This is a genomic window from Geodermatophilus sp. SYSU D01119 (assembly GCF_054049975.1).
Map to the genome: position 1 here is coordinate 56,743 of NZ_JBJGYL010000012.1, position 21,751 is coordinate 78,493.

A 21,751-nucleotide genomic window follows, 5' to 3' on the forward strand; every position below is an offset into this window, starting at 1 on the left:
GTGACGCGCGCACTGGTGGTCGTGGACGTGCAGAACGACTTCTGCGAGGGAGGCAGCCTGGCGGTGGCCGGCGGCGCGGCGGTGGCGGCGGCCATCACCGGGCACGTGCGCTCGGGCGGTTACGACCACGTGGTGGCCACCCGCGACCACCACGTCGACCCGGGCGGCCACTTCGCCGAGCAGCCGGACTACCTGGAGACGTGGCCGGCGCACTGCGTCGTCGGCACCGGCGGGGTGGAGCTGCACCCGGCGCTGGACCGGGAGCCGATCGAGGCGGTCTTCGACAAGGGCGAGTACGCCGCCGCCTACTCCGGCTTCGAGGGCCGCGCCGACGGGGTGCCGCTCGCCGAGTGGCTGCGCGGGCACGGGGTGGACGCCGTCGACGTGGTCGGCATCGCCACCGACCACTGCGTGCGGGCCACCGCGCTCGACGCCGTCGCCGAGGGCTTCGCCACCCGGGTGCTGCTGCACCTGACAGCCGGCGTCGCCGAGGGCTCCACCGCGGCGGCCCTCGACCAGCTCCGCACCGCCGGCGTCGAGCTGGAGGGCAGCGTGCACCGCGGGTGAGGCAGGCCGCCTGGCGAGGCGAGCCGCCCTGCGGAGGACGGCGGACCGGTCGCGGGGCCGGAGGCTCCCGGACGGGACGACGTGGCGGGGCTCAGCTCAGCCGGGGGACGGCACGTGGCCGCGGTGGAGGCCGGTAGGCCGACGGAGAGCACAGTTCACAACGCGTCCAGGACCTCGTCCCTCGTGAAGCCGAGGACCTGCAGGACGGCGTCGAGGTAGGGCTGGTTGAGCGCGGTGTGCGCCTGCTCGCGCACGACCGGCTTGGCGTTGAAGGCGATGCCCAGGCCCGCCGCGTTGAGCATGTCGAGGTCGTTGGCGCCGTCGCCGACGGCCACGGTCTGCTCCAGCGGGATGCCGTGCTCGCCGGCGAAGCGGGCCAGCGCGCGGGCCTTGCCGGCGCGGTCGACGATCTCGCCCACCAGGCCGCCGGTCAGCCGCCCGTCGGCCACCTCGAGGGTGTTGGCGGCGGCGAAGTCGAGGCCGAGCGAGGCGGCCAGCGGGTCGGTGATCTGGCTGAAGCCGCCGCTGACGACGCCGCAGCGGAAGCCGTGCCGCTGCAGCGTCCGGATGAGCGTGCGGGCCCCGGGGGTGAGCTCCAGGTGCTCGCGCACCTCGTCGAGCACCTCGACCGGCAGGCCGGCGAGCGTGGCCACCCGGGCGCGCAGCGACTCGGCGAAGTCGAGCTCGCCGTTCATCGCCGCGGCGGTGATCCGCGCGACCTCGGCGGCCCGCCCGGCGCGGGCGGCCAGCTCGTCGATGACCTCGCCGCGCACGAGCGTGGAGTCGACGTCGAGGACGATCAGCCGCTTGCTGCGCCGCGCCAGGCCCACCGGCTCGACGGCGATGTCGGCGCCGGTCGCGGTGGCGACCGCGGCCAGAGCGGTGCGCAGGGCGGTGGCCTCGGCGCCGGAGACGGCGAGCTCCAGGGCCGTGACGGGGTGGTCCGACAGCCGCCGGATCGCGTCGATGTTGCCCCCGACGCCGGCGATGGCGGTCGCCGCCCCTGCGACGGCCGACGGCGGCACCGGGCGGCCGAGCAGGGTCACGTGGTGGGCGCGGCCGGGCGCCGCGGCCCGCCGGTCGGACGCCGACTCGACCGCGACCCGCACGCCGGTGGCGGCCGCGACGTCGTCGGCCAGCCGACCGAGCGCGGCCAGGAGGTCCTCCTCGTCGACCGGCCCGTCGGCGGGCAGCGCCCCGACGACGACGCCGAGCACGAGGTGCCCGTGCACGACGACCTGCTCGACGTCGACCACCTCCAGCGGCGGCACGCCCGCACCTCCGGCCAGCGCGCCGAACAGGCGGGCGGTGACCCCGGGCCGGTCGGCGCCGGTGACCGTGAGCAGCGCGCGCGGTCCGTCGGGGTGGGTCTCCGGCCGGACGCGGGGCGTGGGGTCGAGCGGCACGGCGGTCATCGTGCCCCACCCGGCCGCGGCCGCCGGGCGGTGGTCCCGGCCCGTGGTCCCGGGCGGTGGTCCCGCGCAGGCCCGGACGACGGACGACGCCCCGCCGGCCGGAGCCGACGGGGCGTCGTCGTGACGTGCGATCGCGGTGCGGCCGTCAGGCGACGGCCGGGCGCATCAGAACGGGTCGGGGTCGTTCGGACCCTGCCGCGGGCCGGTGCCGTTGGCGAGCTCGCTGACCCCGCCGTAGGGCTCGTGACGCTTGCCGACGTGCGCCTCGGCCTGCAGCCGCTCGATGAGGTGCGGGTAGTGCGCCTCGAACGCCGGACGCTCCGACCGGATCCGCGGGATCTCGGTGAAGTTGTGCCGGGGCGGCGGCGAGGAGGTGGCCCACTCGAGCGAGTTGCCGTGGCCCCACGGGTCGTCGCGCAGCGCGAGCCGGCCGTACTTCCACGACTTGGCCACGTTGTAGAGGAACGGGATTGTCGAGGCGCCCAGGACGAACGAGCCGATCGTCGAGATGACGTGCAGCGTCGTGAACCCGTCGGTGGGCAGGTAGTCGACGTACCGGCGCGGCATGCCCTGGGTGCCCAGCCAGTGCTGGACCAGGAACGTGGCGTGGAAGCCGATGAACGTCAGCCAGAAGTGCAGCTTGCCCAGCCGCTCGTCCATCATCCGGCCGGCCATCTTCGGGAACCAGAAGTAGATGCCGGCGTAGGCGGCGAACACCACGGTGCCGAAGACGACGTAGTGGAAGTGGGCGACGACGAAGTAGCTGTCGTTGACGTGCCAGTCCAGCGGCGGGCTGGCCAGCAGCACGCCGGTCAGGCCACCGAGGAGGAAGGTCACCAGGAAGCCGATCGAGAACAGCATCGGCGTCTCGAACGTCAGCTGGCCCCGCCACATGGTGCCGATCCAGTTGAAGAACTTGATGCCGGTGGGGACCGCGATCAGGTAGGTCAGGAACGCGAAGAACGGCAGCAGGACCGCGCCGGTGGCGTACATGTGGTGCGCCCACACCGTCAGCGACAGGCCACCGATGAGCAGCGTGGCGCCGACCATGCCCTTGTAGCCGAACAGCGGCTTGCGGCTGAACACCGGGATGACCTCGGTGATGATGCCGAAGAACGGCAGGGCGATGATGTAGACCTCGGGGTGCCCGAAGAACCAGAAGAGGTGCTGCCACAGCATCGGGCCGCCGTTCTCGTCGGAGAAGACGAGGGCACCGAGCTGGCGGTCGGCCAGCAGCGCGAGCAGCGCGGCGGTGAGGATCGGGAAGGCCAGCAGCACCAGCAGGCTGGTGACCAGCGTGTTCCAGGTGAAGATCGGCATCCGGAACAGGGTCATGCCCGGCGCCCGCAGGCAGACGATCGTGGCGGTGAAGTTGACCGCGCCGAGGATGGTGCCGAGGCCGGAGACCGCCAGGCCCGCGATCCAGAGGTTCGCGCCGGCACCGGGGCTGTGGACCACGTCCGACAGCGGGGTGTAGGCGTACCAGCCGAAGTCGGCCGCGCCGCCCGGCGTGAAGAAGCCGGAGACGAGGATCAGGCCACCGAAGAGGAACAGCCAGTACGAGAAGGCGTTCAGCCGCGGGAACGCGACGTCGGGGGCGCCGATCTGCAGCGGCATGATCAGGTTCGAGAACGCGAAGAACAGCGGCGTCGCGAACATCAGCAGCATGATCGTGCCGTGCATCGTGACGAGCTGGTTGTACTGCTCGGGCGAGAGGAACTGCAGCCCGGGCTGGCCCAGCTCACCGCGGATCAGCATGGCCATGAAGCCACCCACGATGAACCAGGCGAACGAGGTGGCCATGTACATCAGGCCGATGGTCTTGTGGTCCGTGGTCCGCAGCAGGTTCGAGAGCCGCGCACCCCGCTGGACCTCGCGAGCCGGGCTCGGCCGGCTCACGATCGGTGCAGGCGCGATCGTCACGGCCGCAGCTTAGACCGACTCCGGCGGACACGTCCGGCCCGCCCGGGCAGGCGCGCCGCCGCGCGCGGCGCCCCTCCGCCGCGACGCAGGGTCACATCATGATCACGATGGTTTCCGCCCTGCTCAGGAGGGGAACAGGACCGTCCGGCTCTGGAGATCCCAGGCCCCGGCCACCAAGGCCACCTGCTCGGGAGGTCCACCGTGGAGATCCTCTGGAACATCATCGTGCTGATCGTGGTCGGCGCCATCGCCGGCTTCATCGCCCGTGCCGTCGTCCCCGGCAAGCAGTCGATGAGCGTCGGGATGACGATCGTCCTCGGCATCATCGGCTCCTTCGTCGGGAACCTGCTCGGCAGCCTGCTCAGCGGGCGCGGCTTCGAGCTCGGCACCGCCGGGATCATCGGCTCGATCATCGGCGCCATCGTGGTGCTGCTGGTCTACGTCTTCGCCACGCGCGGACGGGCCCGCGGCACGCGCGTCTGACACGGAGCGGGCCCCCGCCGGGGGCCCGCCCAGTCGCCCCGGAGGGGCCCGGCCACGTCGGCCGGGCCCCTCCGGCGCGTCCGGCGTCAGACGGTCCAGGTGGTGACGTCGACGGCGAGGGTCACCCGGACCCGCGGCGGCAACCCGGCCATCCGCCCGGCCAGCTCCCCCGGCGCCAGGTGGCGGGCGTGCGGACCCATGCCGACGACGGCGGCCACGGCGCGGTGGTCGAGCTCCAGCTCCTCCCGGTGCGCCGCCGCCCCCGCCGGCCGCAGGTGCGGCTCCAGCGAACCCGACAGTCGCGCGGCCTTGTCCGGGTCGACGCGCAGCAGCCCGAGCGGGCTCACGAGCTCGGCGAGGTGGTCGGGCGCCGGGGTGGCCACCACCAGGCGCCCGCCCGGACGCAGCACCCGCGCCGTCTCCGGGCCGTTGCGCGGCGCGAACACGACCATCGCCCGGTCGACCGCGCCGTCGCGCACCGGGAGCCGCGCCCAGGTGTCGGCGACGACGGCCATCGCGCGCGGCGAGGCCCCCGCCGCCCGGCGCGCCGCGTACCGCGAGGAGTCCAGGACCACGCCGACCGCCCCGGGCAGCGCGTCGAGCACGCCCGCGAGGTGCTGGCCGGTGCCGCCGCCGAGGTCGAGCACGGAGCCGGCCGGCCCCTCCCCCGCCGCCACCGCGGCGGCGAGCGCGGCGGTCAGCCCGGCGTAGGTGCCGGCCGCGAGCACCTCCGCCCGGTCGGCGACCATCTCCGCGGTGTCGCCCGACGGCGGGGTGTGGCCCGGCGGCAGCAGCGTCACGTGCCCCTGCCGCGCCCGGTCGAAGGAGTGGCCGGCCGGGCAGCGCAGGCCGGCGTCGCCGGGCAGGGCCGCCAGCGCCGCGCCGCACACGGGGCAGGCCAGCAGCGCCACCGCCCGCGCCGGCCAGGGGCGCCGGCTCACCGGGCTGCCGCCGTCGGGGGCAGGACCGGCGGGGGCGGCGTCTCGGCCGCGCGCCCGGGGACCACCGCGACGGCGGCGAGCGCGGCGGCGGCCCCGACCGCGAACGCCGCCCAGTAGCCGGGGCCGCCGTCGGCGAGCAGGGCCGCGGCCGGCACGGTGAGCGCCGCCGCCAGGTTCTGCACGGTGTTGTGCGCGCCGAGCGCCCGCCCGGCCCAGGCGCTGCCGGCCTGCTCGGCCACCGAGGTGAAGGCCACGCCGTTGGGGCTGACCGTGGCCACCGCCGCCAGCGCCACCGCCGCGGCCGCGACCGCGGGACCGAGGACGCCGGGGGTGAGCGCGGCGACGACGGCGAGCACCCCCACGACGACGGCGACCGCCGCGGCCACCCGGCGCAGCGGCCCGAGCCGGCTGCCCACCCGGTCGGACCAGGTGCCGGCGCCCAGCCGCGCGGCGACCCCGCCGACCTGCGAGACGGCCAACAGCGTGCCGGCGCCGGCCGCGCCCCAGCCGCCGGCGTGCACCAGCCAGTCGAAGGCGAGCCCCGCGACGGCGAACTGCGGCACGACGAGCAGCGTGCTGGCCGCGTGCACCCGCCACAGCACCGGGCCGCGGTAGGGCGAGGCCGGCCGCGGGGCGCCGGGGGCCCGCGGCGGGCGGGCCGGGTCGCGCACCAGCACGCCGATGAGCACCGCCGTCGCCGCGCAGCCGGCCGCGAGCAGCGCGAAGGCGCCGCCGGGACCGTCGCCGGCCAGCCGCGGCAGCAGCAGCCCGGCCAGGCCCACGCCCAGCGGCTGCCCGGCCTGGCGGATGCCCATGGCCAGGCCGCGCTGCTCCGGCGGGAACCAGCCGAGGACGAGGCGGCCGCTCGCGGCGTGCACCGAGGCGCTGCCGCCGCCGGCCAGCAGGAGCCAGAGGCCGGTGGCGAGGGCGCCGTCGGCGAGCGCCGCGCCGGTGAGCGCGCCGGCCGCGACGGCCAGCCCGGCGGTGAGCACGAGGCGCTCGCCGTACCGGTCGGCCAGGGCACCCCAGAGGAGCAGCGTGCCGACCAGCCCCGCCGTCGGGGCGCTGACCAGCAGGCCCACCTGGGGCAGGGTCAGCCCCTCGGCGCGCAGCGCGACGGTCAGGAACGGCAGGCCGTTCTGCGCCGCGCAGGCGGCGACCAGCCCGGTCAGGCCGACGCCGAGGTGGCGCCAGCGGGCGCGGGGCGGCGCGGCGGCGGGCTCGGTGGCCGGCGCCGTCACCGCGGGACGGGGTGCAGGGTCACCCCGGTCAGCACCCCGGCGTCGGCGACCGCGGTCAGGAAGGTGCCGTGCGGCTGGCGGCGGCGGTCGGTGGGCGAGCCGGGGTTCAGCAGCCGCAGGCCGGTGCTCGCCGTGCTGTCCCAGGGGATGTGGCTGTGGCCGAAGAAGAGGACGTCGGTGTCCGGGAAGCGCTCGGCGCAGCGGCGCTCGCGCCCCTTGGCGTCGCCGGTCTCGTGGACGACGGCGATCCGCAGCCCCTCGACCTCGGCGCGGGCGACCTCCGGCAGCCGCTCGCGCAGCGCGCCGTGGTCGTTGTTGCCGTGGACGGCGAGCAGCCGGCGGGCGCGGGCCTCCAGCAGGTCGAGCAGGGCGACGTCGACCCAGTCGCCGGCGTGCACGACGAGGTCGGCGTCGTCGATGGCGGCCCACAGGGGATGAGGTAGGTCACGCGCTCGCCTGGGCAGGTGCGTGTCGGCGGTCACCACCAGCGAAACGGCCACGACGACATGGTCGCAGGGGGCTAGTTTGCCTCGCGGCCGATGATCTCGGCCGCTCCCCGCACGAGTCCCCGAGGACCTCCATGACCCACCCGTCGTCCCCCTCCGCGAACCCGGCCACCCCGGCGGAGCCCTACGAGAAGCGCTGGCTGGCGCTGGGCGTCATCGCGATGACCGTCCTGCTGGTCATCCTCGACGCCACGATCGTCAACATCGCGCTGCCGGCCGTGTCCGCCGACCTGGGCATCAGCGCGGCCACGCAGCAGTGGATCGTCACCGCCTACACCCTCACCTTCGGCGGCTTCCTGCTCCTCGGCGGCCGCATCGCCGACTTCTGGGGCCGCAAGCGCACCTACCTCGTCGGGGCGGTCGGCTTCGCCGTCGCCTCGGCCCTGGGCGGCCTCGCCCAGAACGAGGGCATGCTCTTCGCCGCCCGCGCGCTGCAGGGCGTCTTCGGCGCGCTGCTCGCGCCGGCGTCGCTGGCCCTGCTGACCGTCCTGTTCACCGACCCGAAGGAGCGCGCCAAGGCCTTCGGCGTCTACGGCGCGATCGCCGGCGGCGGCTCGGCCGTCGGCCTGCTGCTGGGCGGCGTGCTCACCGAGTACGCCGACTGGCGCTGGTGCTTCTGGGTGAACCTGCCGGTGGCGCTGCTCGCCGTCGTCCTGGCCATCCCGATCGTCCCGGAGAGCAAGGCGCCCGGGGACACCAAGTACGACATCCCCGGCGCGGTGCTCATCACCCTGGGCCTCGCCGCGATCGTCTACGGCTTCACCCGGGTGGCCGAGGCGTCGCAGACCAACGCCGCCGAGGCCCAGGCCGCCAACGGGCAGGTCGCCGCGCAGGGCGGCCGCGACTTCGTGACCCCGGACAGCGGCTGGACCGACGGCCCGGCGTGGGTGTTCATCGTCGGCGGGCTGGTGCTGGTGGCGCTGTTCGTGCTGCTGGAGCTGCGCACCCGCAACCCGCTGCTGCCGATGCGGATCGTCCTCGACCGCAACCGCGGCGGCGCCTACCTCACCTCGACGCTGGTCGGCGCCGGGCTCATCGGCGCGTTCTTCTTCCTGAGCCTGTACTTCCAGCAGGTGCTGGGCTACGAGCCGGTGGTCGCGGGCGTCGCCTCGCTGCCCACCACGCTGGGCGTGTTCATCTCCGCCGGCGCGGCCAGCGCGCTGGTGCCGCGGGTCGGCCCGAAGCCGCTCATGGTGCTCGGCGGGCTGCTGGCCGCGGCCGGGCTGTTCACCATGTCCTTCCTCGGCGTCGACAGCGGCTTCTGGGCGCTGGCCTTCCCCGGTCAGCTGCTGCTCGGCCTGGGCCTCGGCTTCACCTTCGTGCCGCTGTCGAACCTCGCGCTGGTGGGCGCGGGCGAGCACGACGCCGGGGCCGCGAGCGCGATGCTCAACGCCACGCAGCAGGTGGGCGCCTCGATCGGCACCGCCGTCCTGGCCTCGCTGTCGGTCGGCGCGATCAGCGCCTACTCGGCCGACGTCCTGGCCTCGCCGACGCCGCAGGACCCCGCGGCCGTCGCGCTGCAGGCGCAGGTGGAGGGCTACACGACCGCCTTCACCTGGGCCGCCGCCCTGCTGGTGCTCGGCGCCGTCGCCGCGGCGCTGCTCATCAAGGCGACCAAGGACGACCTGCCGGCCGGGGACGCCGTCGTCCACGTCGGCTGACGCCCCGGCCGACGCCGCACGGCCGCCCGCTCAGCTCCCGGAGCGGGCGGCCATCGCCCGGAGCCGGGCGTTGTAGGCCTCGAGCTCCGCGTCGTCGGTGCGCACGGCCGCCCGGTCGATCCGGCGGCCGCGGCGCTCCTCGGACCCCATCCAGCTGAACAGCACGACGGCCAGCACGAACACGGTCGGCAGCTCGCCGAAGGACCAGGCGATGCTGCCGGCCGTGTTCTGGTCGGAGAGGGGGTCGACGACCCAGCCGGCCGGCGGCTCGGCGAACGTCCGCACGACCAGCGACGTCGACATCATGATCGCGACGCCGAAGAAGGCGTGCAGCGGCATCGGGATGAGCAGCTCGAGCATCCGCCCGGCGTGACCGACCTGCCGGGGCCACGGGTCCTGGGCGAGGATCGGCCCGAAGAACAGCAGCCCGGTCACGGTGAAGTGGGCGAGCATGAACTGGTGCCCGAACGGGTCGCCCATGAGGGCGTCGAAGACGGGCGTGAAGTAGACGCCGTAGAGGCTCACCAGGAACAGCGGCAGCGTGAACAGCGGGTGCGAGACGAACCGGGCCACCCGGCTGTGCAGGGCGTCGAGCAGCAGCGCCCGCGGCACCCCGGCCACCCCCCTGCCCCGCGGCAGCGCGCGCAGGGCGAGGGTCACCGGCCGGCCGAGGAGGATCAGCAGCGGCGCCACCATCGACAGCACCATGTGCTGCGCCATGTGCACGCTGAACAGCACCATGCTGTAGCCGTTGAGCCAGGTGCCGGTGACGGCGAACAGCGACAGGCACCCGGCGGCCCACGCCGCCGCCCGCCACCACGGCCAGGCCACGCCCGAGCGGCGCACCCGGACCACGCCGACGGCGTAGGCGACCAGCCCGAGCAGGGCGAGCACCGGCAGCACCGACCAGGCGTCGAGGTGCGGCAGGAACATCCGTCCCCACGTGGGTGGTTCGCCGGGCACCCACATGCCCGAGTGGTGCCCGTGCTCCACCAGTACCTCCGGTCCGTCGATCGCCTCTCCCACTGTCCCACCTGGTCGCGCACCGGGCGGCCCCCTCGCAGGGGCCCACCGTGAGCGGAGCGAGCGGTCGGGGCGAGGGGGTCCTCCCTCAGTCGTGGACGGGCGCCTCGTGACCGGCGTGCGCCTCGGCCTCCAGCTGGAACGTGCAGTGGTCGACGTCGAAGTGGGCCCCCAGGCAGGTGCCCAGCGAGTCGAGGATCCGCCCGCCGTGCCCGTCGGCGAGCGCCTCGTCGGTGACGACGACGTGCGCCGACAGCACCGGCAGGCCCGAGGTGATCGTCCAGGCGTGCAGGTCGTGGACGCCGAGCACGCCCTCGACGCCGAGCACGTGCGCGCGCACCTCGTCGAGGTCGACGTCGCGCGGGGCGGCCTCGAGCAGCACGTCGAGCGACTCGCGCAGCAGCGACCAGGCCCGCGGCAGGACCAGGCAGCCGACGACCAGCGCCGCGACGGTGTCGGCCGGCGTCCACCCGGTGAGCGCGACCACCGCGCCGGCGACGAGGACGGCGACCGAGCCCAGCGCGTCGCCGAGCACCTCCAGGTGGGCGCCGCGGACGGCCAGCGAGGTGCCCCGGCCGCGGTGCAGCAGCGCCAGGCCCGCCAGGTTCGCGGCCAGGCCCGCCGCCGCGACGGCCAGCACCACGCCGGAGTCGATCTCCGGCGGGTCGCCGATCCGGCGGACCGCCTCGACCAGCACGAACACCGCGACCCCGGCGAGCAGCAGGCCGTTGGCCACCGCGGCGAGGATCTCCACCCGCTGCCAGCCGAACGTGCGCCGGCCGCGGGCGGGACGCTGCGCCAGCGTGACCGCGCCGAGGGCGAGGCCCACGCCGAGCGCGTCGGTGGCCATGTGGCCGGCGTCGGCGAGCAGCGCCAGCGAGCCGGACACCAGCGACCCGACGACCTCGGCCGCCAGCACCGCCAGCGTGAGACCCAGCACCACCGCCAGCCGGCCGCGGGACGCCCCCGCGGCGGTGCCGTGGTCGTGCGCGTGCCCGGCTCCCATCGGCCCACCTCCCCGACCAGTGTCCTCCGGGAACGGCTCGGCCCCCTGCCCGGCGTGCGGGAGGGGGCCGGGAGCCGGCTCGCGGTGGACCGGACGGCCGTCGCGGCCTAGATGGCGACGCCGCGCTCCCGCAGCCACGGGATCGGGTCGACCTTCTGCCCGTCGATGCCGCCGACGTGCACCTCGAAGTGCAGGTGCGGGCCGGTCGACTGCCCGCGGTTGCCGAGCAGCGCGATCGTGTCCCCGGCGCGGACCACCTGCCCGGGCTGCACGAGGATCTCCTCCATGTGCCCGTAGACGGTGACGTCGCCGTTCTCGTGCTGGATGTAGATGACGTTGCCGTAGCCGCTGGCCGGACCGGCCTCGAGGACGACCCCGTCGGCGGCGGCGTACTCCGGCGTCAGCATGGGGGCGGCGAGGTCGATGCCGGCGTGCAGCGTGCCCCAGCGGGCGCCGAAGGTGCTGGTGAGCCGGGCGCCGTCGACCGGCAGGACCGTCTTGGGCCGGGCGGCCTCGGCCGCGGCCGCGGCGGCGGCCTCGGCGGCGGCGCGGTCGGCGTCGGCCTGCACCTGGGCGGCCGTGGCCTGCTCGGCCTCGCGGGCGGTCCGGCTGGCGGTGACCGCGCCGAGCAGCACCGCGTCGGAGCGGAGGGTGGCCTCCTCGGCGGCGGCCGACAGCTGCTCCCCCTCGATGCCGAGCTCCTGCGCGACACTCACCGAGGCGCTGACGCCGTCGGGGCCGTCGGCCTGGGCGACCCGGTCGCCGGCGGAGAAGGTGCCCACGCCGACGGCGCCCACGAGGGCGGCGGCGAGGTAGAAGGCCGGGCGGCGGCGCGGCAGGCGCAGCCCGCGGGCGCGGTGCCGGCCGTGACCGGCGACGACGGTGACGGGGGCCCGGTCGGGCCGGTCGTCGGTCTCCTCGCCCGGGACCTCGGCCTCGCCCGCGGCGTCGCCCGGGGAGTCGCCCGCGGACGCCTCCGGGGTCGCGAGCCGGGCGGCGGCCACGGCCTCGAGGGCCTGCGCGCCGGCGGCCTCGGCCAGCTCGGCGGCGTCGGCGACGCCGGTCACCGGCTCGGCCGCGAGGACCTCCTCGACGACGTCGGCGGGGACCGCGCCCGGCGCCTCGTCGCACGCGTCGACGACGACCGCGCGGACCTCGAGGGCGGCGGAGGCCGAGCGCGGGTACGGCGTGGGCCGCGGACGGGGGCTCGGCCGGCGGGCGGGACGGGTCGACGAACGGGGCTCTCCGGTCGGCGACGTCTCCCCCTGACGTCGCTGCGGGGCCTTCCGGGTGGCCGCCCCGGCCGGGGCGCGACGCCGGTCGGGCGTCGCCGCCGCGGCCTGCCGGAGGGGGGTGGCCGCGCCGTGCTGCGGGGCCGTCCCTCCGTCGAGGAGGCGGTCGGGGTGGAGCTCGGTCATGCACCTGACTTCCGTCGGGGACAGGGACGTACTGCGCTGCCCGGGGGAGCGGGCGGGGCCCATGTAAACACGTCGTGACCGGTTCGTGATCTGCAGAGGTGGGTAAGCAGGGCCGGATGTGTGGCCCAGGCCACAGACCTGCACCGATGTCATTCGACGCCGCGTCCAACGCGCATCACGCTCTGTCACGAACACGCCGGTTGAGCGTTGAACCAGGGGCGATGAGGCCCACAGCGGGCAGGACGCCCCTGGACACCCCCGATCACAGCGTTCCCCTGCCGACGACCCGAGGAGAAGACCGGTGCGAGCAGTCACGTGGCACGGACGTGCCGACGTCCAGGTGGACACCGTGCCCGATCCGACGATCCAGGAGGACACCGACGTCGTCGTCGAGATCACCTCGAGCGGCATCTGCGGGTCCGACCTCCACCTGATCGAGGTCATGGCGCCCTTCATGACCGAGGGCGACGTCATGGGCCACGAACCCATGGGCATCGTCCGCGAGGTGGGCTCCGCGGTGACCGCGGTGAAGCCCGGCGACCGGGTGGTCGTCCCCTTCAACGTCTCCTGCGGCACCTGCTGGATGTGCTCGCAGGGGCTGCAGTCCCAGTGCGAGACCACGCAGAACCGCGAGCAGGGCTTCGGCGCCTCGCTGTTCGGCTACACGAAGCTCTACGGGCAGGTCCCGGGCGGGCAGGCCGAGTACCTGCGGGTGCCGTTCGGCAACACGCTGCCGATCAAGGTCCCGGACGGCCCGCCGGACGACCGCTTCGTCTACCTCTCCGACGTGCTGCCGACCTCCTGGCAGGCCGTCCAGTACGCCGCGACGCCGCCCGGCGGCACGCTGCTCGTGCTCGGGCTCGGCCCGATCGGCGACATGTGCACCCGCATCGCCTCCCACCTGGGCTTCCGCGTCGTCGCCTCCGACGTCGTCCCCGAGCGGATCGCCCGGGCGACCGCCCGCGGCACCGAGGTCATCCGGTCCACCGACCAGGACGACGTCGTCGGCGAGATCCGGGAGAAGACCGACGGCCGCGGGGCGGATGCGGTCATCGACGCGGTCGGCATGGAGGCGCACGGCTCGCCCGGCGCGAGGCTGGCCCAGAAGGCGACGGCGATCCTGCCCGACGCGCTCATGGCCCAGGTCATGAAGGTCGCCGGCATCGACCGGCTGGCCGCCTTCAACACCGCGATCGAGGCCGTGCGCCGCGGCGGCACCGTGTCGCTGTCGGGCGTCTACGGCGGGGCCACCGACCCGGTGCCGCTCATGCGCATGTTCGACAAGCAGGTGCAGCTGCGCATGGGGCAGGCCAACGTCTGGCGGTGGGTGCCCGACATCCTGCCGCTGCTGGCCGACGGCGACCCGCTCGGCGTCGACGACTTCGCCACCCACCGGGTGCCGCTCGAGCAGGCACCGAAGGCGTACGCGGACTTCCGGGAGAAGAAGGACGGCGCGGTCAAGGTGCTGCTGCAGCCCTGATGCCGGTGTGAGCACCCCCACCGGCCGCGCGGGACATGCCCCGCGCGGCCGGTGGCTTGCCGTTGGGTAGGACAACCACCCGGACGACGACGTCCGCACCGCCCCGTCCGCCGTCGTCCCCTGGAGTCCCCTCGTGCCCCGCGGTCTGCTCGCGCTCGCCATCGGCGCCTTCGGCATCGGCACCACCGAGTTCGTGGTCATGGGCATGCTGCCCCAGGTCGCCGCGGACCTCGGGGTGTCGGTGTCGGCGGTCGGCCTGCTCATCTCCGCCTACGCGATCGGCGTGGTGATCGGGGCGCCCACCCTGACCGCGCTCGGCGTGCGGTTCTCGCCCCGCCAGACCCTCGTGGCGCTGATGGCCGTGTTCGTCGCCGGCAACGCGCTGTCGGCACTGGCCCCGACCTACGAGACGCTGGTCGCCGCCCGGGTGCTCACCGCGCTCGCGCACGGGTCGTTCTTCGGCGTCGGGGCGGTGGCCGCGCGGCGGCTCGTGGCGCCCGAGCGGGCCACCCAGGCCATCTCGCTGATGATGGTCGGGCTGACGCTGGCCAACGTCGTCGGCGTCCCGCTGGGCACCCTCGTCGCCCAGCAGCTGAGCTGGCGGCTGGTGCTCGGCGGCATCGCCGTCGTCGGGCTGCTCACCATCGCCGGGCTGCTCGCCTGGCTGCCGGCCGGCGCCGGTGAGCGCAGCGACCTGCGCAGCGAGCTGGCCGCCTTCCGCCGCCGGCAGGTGTGGCTGGTGCTCGGCCTGACGATGGTCGGCTTCGCCGCGCTGTTCTGCGTCTACAGCTACGTCAGCCCGATCCTCACCGACCTCGCCGGGCTGCCCGAGGCCTGGGTGACGCCGGTGCTGGCGCTGTTCGGTGTCGGGACGACGGTCGGCACGCTGGCCGGCGGGCGGCTCGGCGACCGCTTCGGGTTCTCCCTGGTCGTCGCCGGCCTGCTGGTCACCGCGGGCCTGCTCGCGGTGTTCGCGCTGGTCGCCCGCGTCCCGGCGGCCGCCGTCGTCCTGCTGGTGCTCTTCGGCCTGGTCGCCTTCGCGATGGGTCCGGTGGTGCAGAACGGCGTCATCGAGGCCGCGCGGGTGCCCGGCGGCAGCCTGGTGTCGGCGGCCAACCAGGCGGCGTTCAACCTCGCCAACGCGATCGGCGCGGCGCTCGGCGCGCTGGTGCTCTCCCTCGGCCACGGCTACACCGCGCCCATGTGGGTGGGGGCGGCCCTGGCGCTCGCCGGCGCCGGGCTCGCGCTGGTCGCCCGCCGCGCGGGCCGCCGCGAGGACGCGGGAGTCGACGCCGACGTCCGGCGCTGGCGGGACACCGTCGCCCGCGACCTCGACGCCGCTGCCTGAGACGTGCGACTGGATCGCGCGCGACGGGTAGGAGGGCCGTCATGACGACGACCACCGCCGAGAGGTCAGGCCAGTTCGCGCTCGGGGACCGCACGGTCAACCGGCTCGGCTACGGCGCCATGCAGCTGTCCGGGCCGCACGTGATGGGCCCGCCCGCCGACCGCGACGCCGCCGTCGCCGTGCTGCGCCGGGCCGTGGAGCTGGGCGTCGACCACATCGACACCAGCGACTACTACGGCCCGCACGTGACCAACGAGATCATCCGCGAGGCGCTGCACCCCTATCCGGAGCAGCTCACCATCGTCACCAAGGTGGGCGCCCGGCGGACGCCGGAGGGCGAGTGGCCCGAGGCCCTCTCCCCCGAGGAGCTGCGCCGGGCGGTGCACGACAACCTCGAGCACCTCGGCGTCGAGGCGCTCGACGTGGTCAACCTGCGGATGCCCGGCTTCGCCGCGCCGGTGGAGCGCTCGCTGGCCGAGCCGTTCGGCGCGCTCGCCGAGATGCAGCAGGAGGGCCTGGTCCGGCACCTCGGCGTCTCCAACGTGACGACGCAGCAGTTCGCCGAGGCGCGCGCGATCGCGCCGGTGGTGTGCGTGCAGAACCACTACAACCTCGTGCACCGCGACGACGACCCGATGCTCGACGCGCTGGCCCGCGAGGGCGTGGCCTACGTGCCGTTCTTCCCGCTCGGCGGGTTCAGCCCGCTGCAGTCCGCGGCGCTGGAGACGGTGGCGCGGCGGCTGGAGACCACGCCGATGCAGGTGGCGCTGGCCTGGCTGCTGGCCCGCTCCCCCAACATCCTGCTCATCCCCGGCACCTCGTCGGTGGCCCACCTGGAGGAGAACCTGCAGGCGGCGATGCGGGTGCTCGGCCCCGCCGAGCTCGAGGAGCTCGACCGGATCGGCGGCAGCGGGGAGCCCGACGTCGACCTGTGACCGGCCCCGGCCGGCCGCTCAGGCCTGCCCGACGCCCGCCGCGACCGGGCCCAGCACCCGGTCGAGGTGGGCGTTGGCGAACACCCCGGCCGGGTCGAGCCGCGCCCGCAGCGCGGTGAACTCGCCGAACCGCGGGTAGCGGCCGGCCAGGTCGGCGGCGTCGAGGCCGTGCTCCTTGCCCCAGTGCGGCCGCCCGCCGGCCGCGCCGGCGATCGCCTCGAACGCCCGGAAGTACGCGCCGGGCTCGGTGCGGGCGGGCACGTGCACGGCGACGTAGGCGGTGTCGCGGCCCGACGCCGTCGACAGCGGGACGTCGTCGGCGGCGGCCACCCGCACCTCGACGGGGAAGCCCACCCGGTGCGGCCCGGCGTCGACCACCCGCCGCAGCTCGGCGAGCACCTCGGGCGCCGCCGCCCGCGGCAGCGCGTACTCCATCTCCCGGAACCGGACCCGGCGCCGGGAGACGAACACCCGGTGCGCGGCGTCGGTCCAGGTGCGCGCGCCCAGCGCCCGGGCGGAGAACCGGGCCAGCGGCGGCACCAGCGCGGGGACCCGCCGGCCCGCGGCGACGACGGCGGCGAAGCCGGCGTTGGCGAGCACCTCGTCGTCCCACAGCGCCCGCGCGCGGGAGAGCGGCGCGACCTCCTCCAGCGGCACCCGGGTGTTGCGCTTGAGCAGGCACCGGTCGGTGTGCGGGAACCAGTAGAACTCGACGTGGTCGGTGCCGGTCATGACCTCGTCGAAGCGCGCGAGGAGGTCGGGCAGCCGGGCCGGGCCCTCCTCCGCCCGCAGCGCGAAGGCGGGCACCGCCTGCAGGGTCACGGTGGACAGCACCCCGAGCGCGCCGAGGCCGACGCGGGCGGCGGAGAAGACCCCGGGGTGCTCGCCGGGCGAGCAGCGCAGCACCTCGCCGTCGGCGGTCACGAGCTCCAGCGCCCGCAGCTGGGTGGCCAGCCCCCCGAAGCGCGCGCCGGTGCCGTGCGTGCCCGTGGACAGCGCGCCCGCGACGGTCTGCCGGTCGACGTCGCCGAGGTTGGTCAGCGCCCAGCCGCGGGCGGCGAGCTCGGCACCGAGCACGTGCAGCGGCGTACCGGCGCGGACCGTGGCCAGGCCCGTGTCGTCGACGCCGACCAGCCCGGCGTGCCGGTCCAGGCGGAGCGCGACGTCCTCGGGGCGGCCGATGCCGCTGAAGGAGTGCCCGCTGCCCAGCGCGGTGACCCGGCGGCCCGCGGCGGCGGCCCGGCGCACCGCGGCGGCGATCTCGCCGGTGCCCCGCGGGGAGAGGACGGTCAGGCCGCCCGCCCGCTGGTTGCCCGCCCAGTTGCGCCAGCTCTCCGCCACGCGGCCTCCTCGGTGTCCGCGGCAGTGTGGCCGTCCCGGGGCGGCGCGTCGAGGACTCCGCGCTTGCCCCGGCGCGCGCCCTGCCGGGAGGCTGCGCCCCCGTGACCCCCGACCGGCTCGACGACCTGACCGCGCACCTGGACCCGCCGTTCGCCGTCCTCGACCTCGACGCGCTCGACGCCAACGCCGACGACCTGGTGCGCCGGGCCGGCGGGCGGCCGGTGCGGGTGGCGAGCAAGTCGGTGCGCAGCCGGGCGGTGCTGCGGCGCGTGCTGGCCCGGCCGGGGTTCGCCGGGGTGCTCGCCTACTCGCTGGCCGAGGCGCTGTGGCTGGCCGGCGGGGACGACCCGGTGAGCGACGACGTCGTCGTGGGCTACCCGTCGGTGGACCGGGCGGCGCTGCGCCGGCTGGTGGCCGACCCGGTGCTCGCGTCGCGGGTGACGCTGATGGCCGACTCGGCGGAGCACCTCGACGCCGTCGACGCGGTGGCCCCGCCCGGCCGCCGGCCGCCGGTGCGGATCTGCCTGGACCTCGACGCCTCGCTGCGGGCGGGCGGCGGGCGCGTGCACGTGGGCGTGCGCCGCTCCCCGGTGCACGACCCGGCGGGTGCCGCGGCGCTGGCGCGGGCGGTGCACGGGCGGCCGGGCTTCGTGCTCGCCGGGCTGATGGCCTACGAGGCCCAGGTGGCCGGGGTGCCCGACGCCCCGCCCGGCCGGCCGCTGCGCGGGCTCGCGGTGCGCGGGGTGCAGGCGCTGTCGGTGCGCGAGCTGGCCGGACGGCGGGCCGCCGCGGTGGCCGCCGTGTCCGCCGTCGCGCCGCTCGGGTTCGTCAACGGCGGCGGCACCGGCAGCCTGGAGCGGACCGCGGCCGACCCGTCGGTGACCGAGGTGGCCGCCGGGTCGGGGCTCTACCAGCCGACCCTGTTCGACGGGTACCGGGCCTTCCGCGGGCAGCCGGCGCTGCTGTTCGCGCTCGCGGTCACCCGCCGGCCCGCGCCCGGCATCGTCACGGTGGCGGCCGGCGGCTGGATCGCGTCCGGCCCGCCCGGTCCCGACCGCTCCCCGCGCCCGGTGCACCCGGCCGGGCTGCGGCTGCTCCGCACCGAGGGCGCAGGGGAGGTGCAGACGCCGCTGCGCGGCCCGGGCACCGCCGGGCTCGGGATCGGCGACCGCGTCTGGTTCCGGCACGCCAAGGCCGGGGAGGTGTGCGAACACGTCGGGGAGCTGCACACGGTGGCGGGCGACCGGCTCACCGGCGCGGTCGCGACCTACCGCGGCGAGCGGCAGGCGTTCGGCTGAGCGCGCGGACCTCCGGCCCGGTTCAGTCGGCGTCGTTGGCCAGCAGCGCGCGGGCCTCGGCGGCCTCCTCCTCGGTGAGCCCGCCGGACCCCTCGGGGTGGTCGACCTGGGTGTCGATCCAGCGCTTGTGCGCCTCCCACGCCGACTGCCGGGTGGCGCCGAGCGCCCGGCCGATCTGGGCCCACGAGGCGCCGGTCGACCGCGCCGTCCGGACGGTGAGCTGGCGGCCCTGACCCGCCCGCCGGGCGATCACCTCGCCGAGGGCGAGCAGCTCGAGCGCCTCGTCGCGGGTGAGCGGGCGCGGACCGGTGGGGTCGTCGGGATCGGCCAGCGAGTCGCGGGAGCGCAGCTCGTCGAAGCGGATGACGGCGCTGGCGAGCGTGTGCCGGCGTTCGAGGTCGTCGACGTCCATGACCCATCGTCCGTCAGGACAGCCTGACTGTCACGCCGGCCTGACAGCCGGGACGCGCGCCGGAGGTGTCGATGGGGCGCCTGGGGCGGCAGGGAGCCCCCGAACGGTTCAGGTCACGCCGAGGGCGTTCCGGCCGAAGAACCACCCGGTCCCGTTCCGGGACCGCTCAGTCCTCGCGAGGAGCCGCTCCGTGTCCCACCCCCCGCAGGCGCCGTACCAGCAGCCCTACGCTCCGGTCCAGCCGCCGTACGTCCCCCAGCAGAAGGGCGCCGGCCTGGCCGTCGCGTCGATGGTCCTGGGGATCATCGCGCTGCTGCTCAGCTGGGTGCCGATCATCAACAACGTCGCCGCCGTCGTCGCCGTCGTCGGCCTGGCGCTCGGCATCCCCGCGCTGCTGCGCGCCCGTCGCGGCACCCACCGCGGCAAGGGCCTCGCGATCACCGGCCTCGTCACCTCGGTGATCGCCATCGCCGTGGTCATCGCGACCCAGGCCTTCTACGCCAGCGTCATCGACGAGGTCGCCGACAGCCTCGACCAGGAGCTCAGCAGCGCGGTCCCGTCGGCCGGCGCCCAGCCCGAGGGCGGCGCGGCGGAGCTCGTCGAGCCCGCCCCGGCGGAGGCCCCGGCCGGCGACGTCGTGCCGCTGGGCGTCCCGGCGCAGGTCGGCGACTACCTGGTCACCGTGGACGCCGTCGAGCTCGACGCCGACGCGTCCGTGCAGGCCGCCAACGACTTCAACGAGCCGGCCACCGGCCAGTACGTGCTCGCCCAGCTGAGCGTGACCTACACCGGCGACACGGAGGGCATGCCCGGCTTCGACCTGACCGCCGTCTTCCACGGGTCGGACTCCCGCCAGTACAGCGACTCCGAGTGCATGGCGCTCCTGGCCGACGACGCGATGGACGCGCCGACCCTCAACCCGGGCGGGTCGGACACCTTCCAGTTCTGCATGGACGTGCCGCCGGCCGCCGTCGCCGGCGGGCAGCTCTCGGTCGAGCCGACCCTCAGCTTCGACTCCGACGACCGCGTCTTCTACGCCCTGCCGTAGTCCCCGCTCCCCCGGCACCGGCCGGACCCCCACCACGGGGGTCCGGCCGGTGCCGTCTCAGCGGGCGCGGGCGACCCGCCGCTCGTCGAAGACCGGCTCGTCCGACTCGTACACCCGGCCGTCGGAGCCGAAGACGAGGAAGCGGTCGAAGGAGCGGGCGAACCAGCGGTCGTGGGTGACCGCCAGGACCGTGCCGTCGAAGGCGGCCAGCGCCTCCTCCAGCGACTCCGCCGACAGCACGTCGAGGTTGTCGGTCGGCTCGTCGAGGAGCAGCAGCGTGGCGCCCGACAGCTCCAGCATCAACACCTGCAGCCGCGCCTGCTGCCCGCCCGACAGGGTGCGGAACGGCTGGTCGGCCGAGTCGGTGAGCCCGTACCGCCGCAGCACCGCCATCGCGCGGCCGCGGTCGACGCCCGGCCGCCCCGGCTCGCCGTGCCACAGCAGGTCCACCGGCGTCCGGTCCAGCCACTCCGGGTGCGCGTGCGTCTGGGCGAAGAAGCCCGGGACGACGCGGGCCCCGAGCCGCCACGAGCCGGTGTGCGCCACCTCCTGGCCGGCGAGCAGCCGCAGGAAGTGCGACTTGCCGGCCCCGTTCGCGCCGAGGACGCCCACCCGGTCGCCGTAGAACAGCTCCAGGTCGAACGGCTGCATGAGGCCGGTCAGCTCCAGCTGCTCGGCGGTGACCGCGCGGACGCCGGTGCGCCCGCCGCGCAGCCGCATCGCCACCTTCTGCTGCGGCGGCCGGTCCGGCGGCGGCCCGGACTCCTCGAACCGTGCCAGCCGGGTCTGCGTCGCCCGGTACCGCGAGGCCATGTCCGGGGAGTTGGCCGCCTGCTGCTGCAGCGTGCGGACCAGCTCGACGAGGCGTGCGTGCTCCTCCTCCCAGCGGCGGCGCACCTCGGCCATCCGCTCGTGCCGCGCCTCGCGGGCCTCGGGGTAGGAGGCCCACCCGCCGCCGTGCACCCACGCCGTCCGGCCCTCGACCGTGACCACCCGGTCGGCGACGCGGGAGAGCAGCTCGCGGTCGTGGCTGACGAACAGCACGGTCTTGCGGGTCTCCAGCAGCCGCTCCTCCAGCCACCGCTTGCCCGGCACGTCGAGGTAGTTGTCCGGCTCGTCGAGCAGCAGCACCTGCTCCGGCCCGCGCAGCAGCGCCTCGAGCGCCAGCCGCTTCTGCTCCCCGCCCGACAGCGTCGACAGCTCGCGGTACTTGCAGCGGTCGTAGGGGACGCCGAGCGCCGCGACCGTGACCGTGTCCCAGGTGACCTCGGCCTCGTAGCCGCCGGCGTCGCCCCACTGGCCCAGCGCGTCGGCGTAGGCGAGCTGGGCGGCCTCGTCGTCGGTCTCCATGAGCGCCAGCTCGGCGGCCTCGACGGCGTCCCACGCGGCGCGCACCGCCGGCCCGGACAGGTCGACGAGGAACCGCTGGACGGTCGTGTCGTCGCGGACCGAGCCGATGAACTGCCGCATGACGCCGAGGCCGCCGCTGCGGGCGACCGCGCCCGCCTCGGGCACCAGGTCCCCCGCGATGATCCGCAGCAGCGTCGTCTTGCCCGCCCCGTTCTCGCCGACCAGCGCGGCGCGGGCGCCGTCGCCGATCCGGAAGGAGACGTCGTCCAGCAGCACGCGGCCGTCCGGCAGCGTGTGCCGGACCCCGCTCACGTCGACCGATCCCACCCGCTCAGTCTCCCGGGCCGGACAAGCC

19 protein-coding genes are annotated in these 21,751 nt (G+C 75.8%); 8 read left to right on the plus strand and 11 right to left on the minus strand.

The window, feature by feature from the left end; translation table 11 throughout:
• Window positions 1-567 (plus strand): isochorismatase family protein, encoded by a 567-nt coding sequence (locus tag ACI79X_RS11625; RefSeq protein ID WP_457025555.1) that lies wholly within the window; start codon window positions 1-3, stop codon window positions 565-567.
• 155 nt (window positions 568-722) lie between these two features.
• Here the strand turns inward: ACI79X_RS11625 and serB are convergent, their stop codons facing one another.
• On the minus strand, window positions 723-1,982 hold the full coding sequence (serB, locus tag ACI79X_RS11630; RefSeq protein ID WP_457025556.1) for a phosphoserine phosphatase SerB: 1,260 nt from the start codon (window positions 1,980-1,982) through the stop codon (window positions 723-725).
• 165 nt (window positions 1,983-2,147) lie between these two features.
• On the minus strand, window positions 2,148-3,905 hold the full coding sequence (gene ctaD / locus ACI79X_RS11635) for an aa3-type cytochrome oxidase subunit I (RefSeq protein WP_457025557.1): 1,758 nt from the start codon (window positions 3,903-3,905) through the stop codon (window positions 2,148-2,150).
• A gap of 201 nt (window positions 3,906-4,106) precedes the next feature.
• Between ctaD and ACI79X_RS11640 the strand changes: the two genes are divergently transcribed.
• A complete protein-coding gene (locus ACI79X_RS11640; protein ID WP_245794289.1) occupies window positions 4,107-4,388 on the plus strand; it encodes a GlsB/YeaQ/YmgE family stress response membrane protein in 282 nt (93 codons plus the stop codon).
• A gap of 86 nt (window positions 4,389-4,474) precedes the next feature.
• Here ACI79X_RS11640 and ACI79X_RS11645 read toward each other — a convergent pair whose 3' ends face one another.
• From ACI79X_RS11645 to ACI79X_RS11655, 3 genes are read right to left on the minus strand one after another with little or no spacing between them, the layout of a single operon-like run.
• Window positions 4,475-5,299 carry a putative RNA methyltransferase gene (locus ACI79X_RS11645; protein ID WP_457025632.1) on the minus strand — a complete coding sequence of 275 codons (825 nt, stop codon included), beginning with the start codon at window positions 5,297-5,299 and terminating at the stop codon, window positions 4,475-4,477.
• Between the two features lie 26 nt (window positions 5,300-5,325).
• Window positions 5,326-6,570 carry an MFS transporter gene (locus ACI79X_RS11650; RefSeq protein WP_457025558.1) on the minus strand — a complete coding sequence of 415 codons (1,245 nt, stop codon included), beginning with the start codon at window positions 6,568-6,570 and terminating at the stop codon, window positions 5,326-5,328.
• Window positions 6,567-7,070 carry a metallophosphoesterase family protein gene (locus ACI79X_RS11655; RefSeq protein WP_457025559.1) on the minus strand — a complete coding sequence of 168 codons (504 nt, stop codon included), beginning with the start codon at window positions 7,068-7,070 and terminating at the stop codon, window positions 6,567-6,569. Before ACI79X_RS11655 ends, ACI79X_RS11650 begins: the two co-directional genes overlap by 4 nt.
• An 80-nt stretch (window positions 7,071-7,150) precedes the next feature.
• Between ACI79X_RS11655 and ACI79X_RS11660 the strand changes: the two genes are divergently transcribed.
• Window positions 7,151-8,737, plus strand: coding sequence for an MFS transporter (locus ACI79X_RS11660; RefSeq protein ID WP_457025560.1), 1,587 nt, complete (start codon window positions 7,151-7,153; stop codon window positions 8,735-8,737).
• 30 nt (window positions 8,738-8,767) lie between these two features.
• Here the strand turns inward: ACI79X_RS11660 and ACI79X_RS11665 are convergent, their stop codons facing one another.
• The 3 genes from ACI79X_RS11665 to ACI79X_RS11675 form a co-directional block, all read right to left on the minus strand.
• Window positions 8,768-9,763 (minus strand): cytochrome c oxidase assembly protein, encoded by a 996-nt coding sequence (locus tag ACI79X_RS11665; protein ID WP_457025561.1) that lies wholly within the window; start codon window positions 9,761-9,763, stop codon window positions 8,768-8,770.
• An 85-nt stretch (window positions 9,764-9,848) separates the two neighbouring features.
• Window positions 9,849-10,766, minus strand: a complete 918-nt coding sequence (locus ACI79X_RS11670; protein WP_457025562.1) for a cation diffusion facilitator family transporter — start codon at window positions 10,764-10,766, stop codon at window positions 9,849-9,851.
• 107 nt (window positions 10,767-10,873) lie between these two features.
• Window positions 10,874-12,184, minus strand: a complete 1,311-nt coding sequence (locus tag ACI79X_RS11675; protein ID WP_457025563.1) for a M23 family metallopeptidase — start codon at window positions 12,182-12,184, stop codon at window positions 10,874-10,876.
• A gap of 349 nt (window positions 12,185-12,533) precedes the next feature.
• Between ACI79X_RS11675 and ACI79X_RS11680 the strand changes: the two genes are divergently transcribed.
• The 3 genes from ACI79X_RS11680 (at window position 12,534) to ACI79X_RS11690 (ending at window position 15,947) form a co-directional block, all read left to right on the plus strand.
• Window positions 12,534-13,664, plus strand: coding sequence for an alcohol dehydrogenase catalytic domain-containing protein (locus tag ACI79X_RS11680; RefSeq protein WP_457025564.1), 1,131 nt, complete (start codon window positions 12,534-12,536; stop codon window positions 13,662-13,664).
• Between the two features lie 133 nt (window positions 13,665-13,797).
• Window positions 13,798-15,012 carry an MFS transporter gene (locus tag ACI79X_RS11685; RefSeq protein ID WP_457025565.1) on the plus strand — a complete coding sequence of 405 codons (1,215 nt, stop codon included), beginning with the start codon at window positions 13,798-13,800 and terminating at the stop codon, window positions 15,010-15,012.
• Window positions 15,013-15,053: 41 nt separating this feature from the next.
• On the plus strand, window positions 15,054-15,947 hold the full coding sequence (locus tag ACI79X_RS11690) for an aldo/keto reductase family oxidoreductase (protein WP_457025566.1): 894 nt from the start codon (window positions 15,054-15,056) through the stop codon (window positions 15,945-15,947).
• A gap of 18 nt (window positions 15,948-15,965) precedes the next feature.
• Here the strand turns inward: ACI79X_RS11690 and ACI79X_RS11695 are convergent, their stop codons facing one another.
• Window positions 15,966-17,288, minus strand: a complete 1,323-nt coding sequence (locus ACI79X_RS11695) for a D-arabinono-1,4-lactone oxidase (RefSeq protein ID WP_457025567.1) — start codon at window positions 17,286-17,288, stop codon at window positions 15,966-15,968.
• Window positions 17,289-17,389: 101 nt separating this feature from the next.
• Between ACI79X_RS11695 and ACI79X_RS11700 the strand changes: the two genes are divergently transcribed.
• Window positions 17,390-18,586, plus strand: coding sequence for an amino acid deaminase/aldolase (locus ACI79X_RS11700; RefSeq protein WP_457025568.1), 1,197 nt, complete (start codon window positions 17,390-17,392; stop codon window positions 18,584-18,586).
• A 22-nt stretch (window positions 18,587-18,608) separates the two neighbouring features.
• Here the strand turns inward: ACI79X_RS11700 and ACI79X_RS11705 are convergent, their stop codons facing one another.
• Window positions 18,609-18,998, minus strand: coding sequence for a hypothetical protein (locus ACI79X_RS11705; protein ID WP_073419003.1), 390 nt, complete (start codon window positions 18,996-18,998; stop codon window positions 18,609-18,611).
• A gap of 190 nt (window positions 18,999-19,188) precedes the next feature.
• Between ACI79X_RS11705 and ACI79X_RS11710 the strand changes: the two genes are divergently transcribed.
• Window positions 19,189-20,046 carry a DUF4190 domain-containing protein gene (locus ACI79X_RS11710; RefSeq protein ID WP_457025569.1) on the plus strand — a complete coding sequence of 286 codons (858 nt, stop codon included), beginning with the start codon at window positions 19,189-19,191 and terminating at the stop codon, window positions 20,044-20,046.
• Window positions 20,047-20,103: 57 nt separating this feature from the next.
• Here ACI79X_RS11710 and ACI79X_RS11715 read toward each other — a convergent pair whose 3' ends face one another.
• A complete protein-coding gene (locus ACI79X_RS11715) occupies window positions 20,104-21,708 on the minus strand; it encodes an ABC-F family ATP-binding cassette domain-containing protein (RefSeq protein ID WP_457025570.1) in 1,605 nt (534 codons plus the stop codon).
• Window positions 21,709-21,751: the final 43 nt, after the last annotated feature.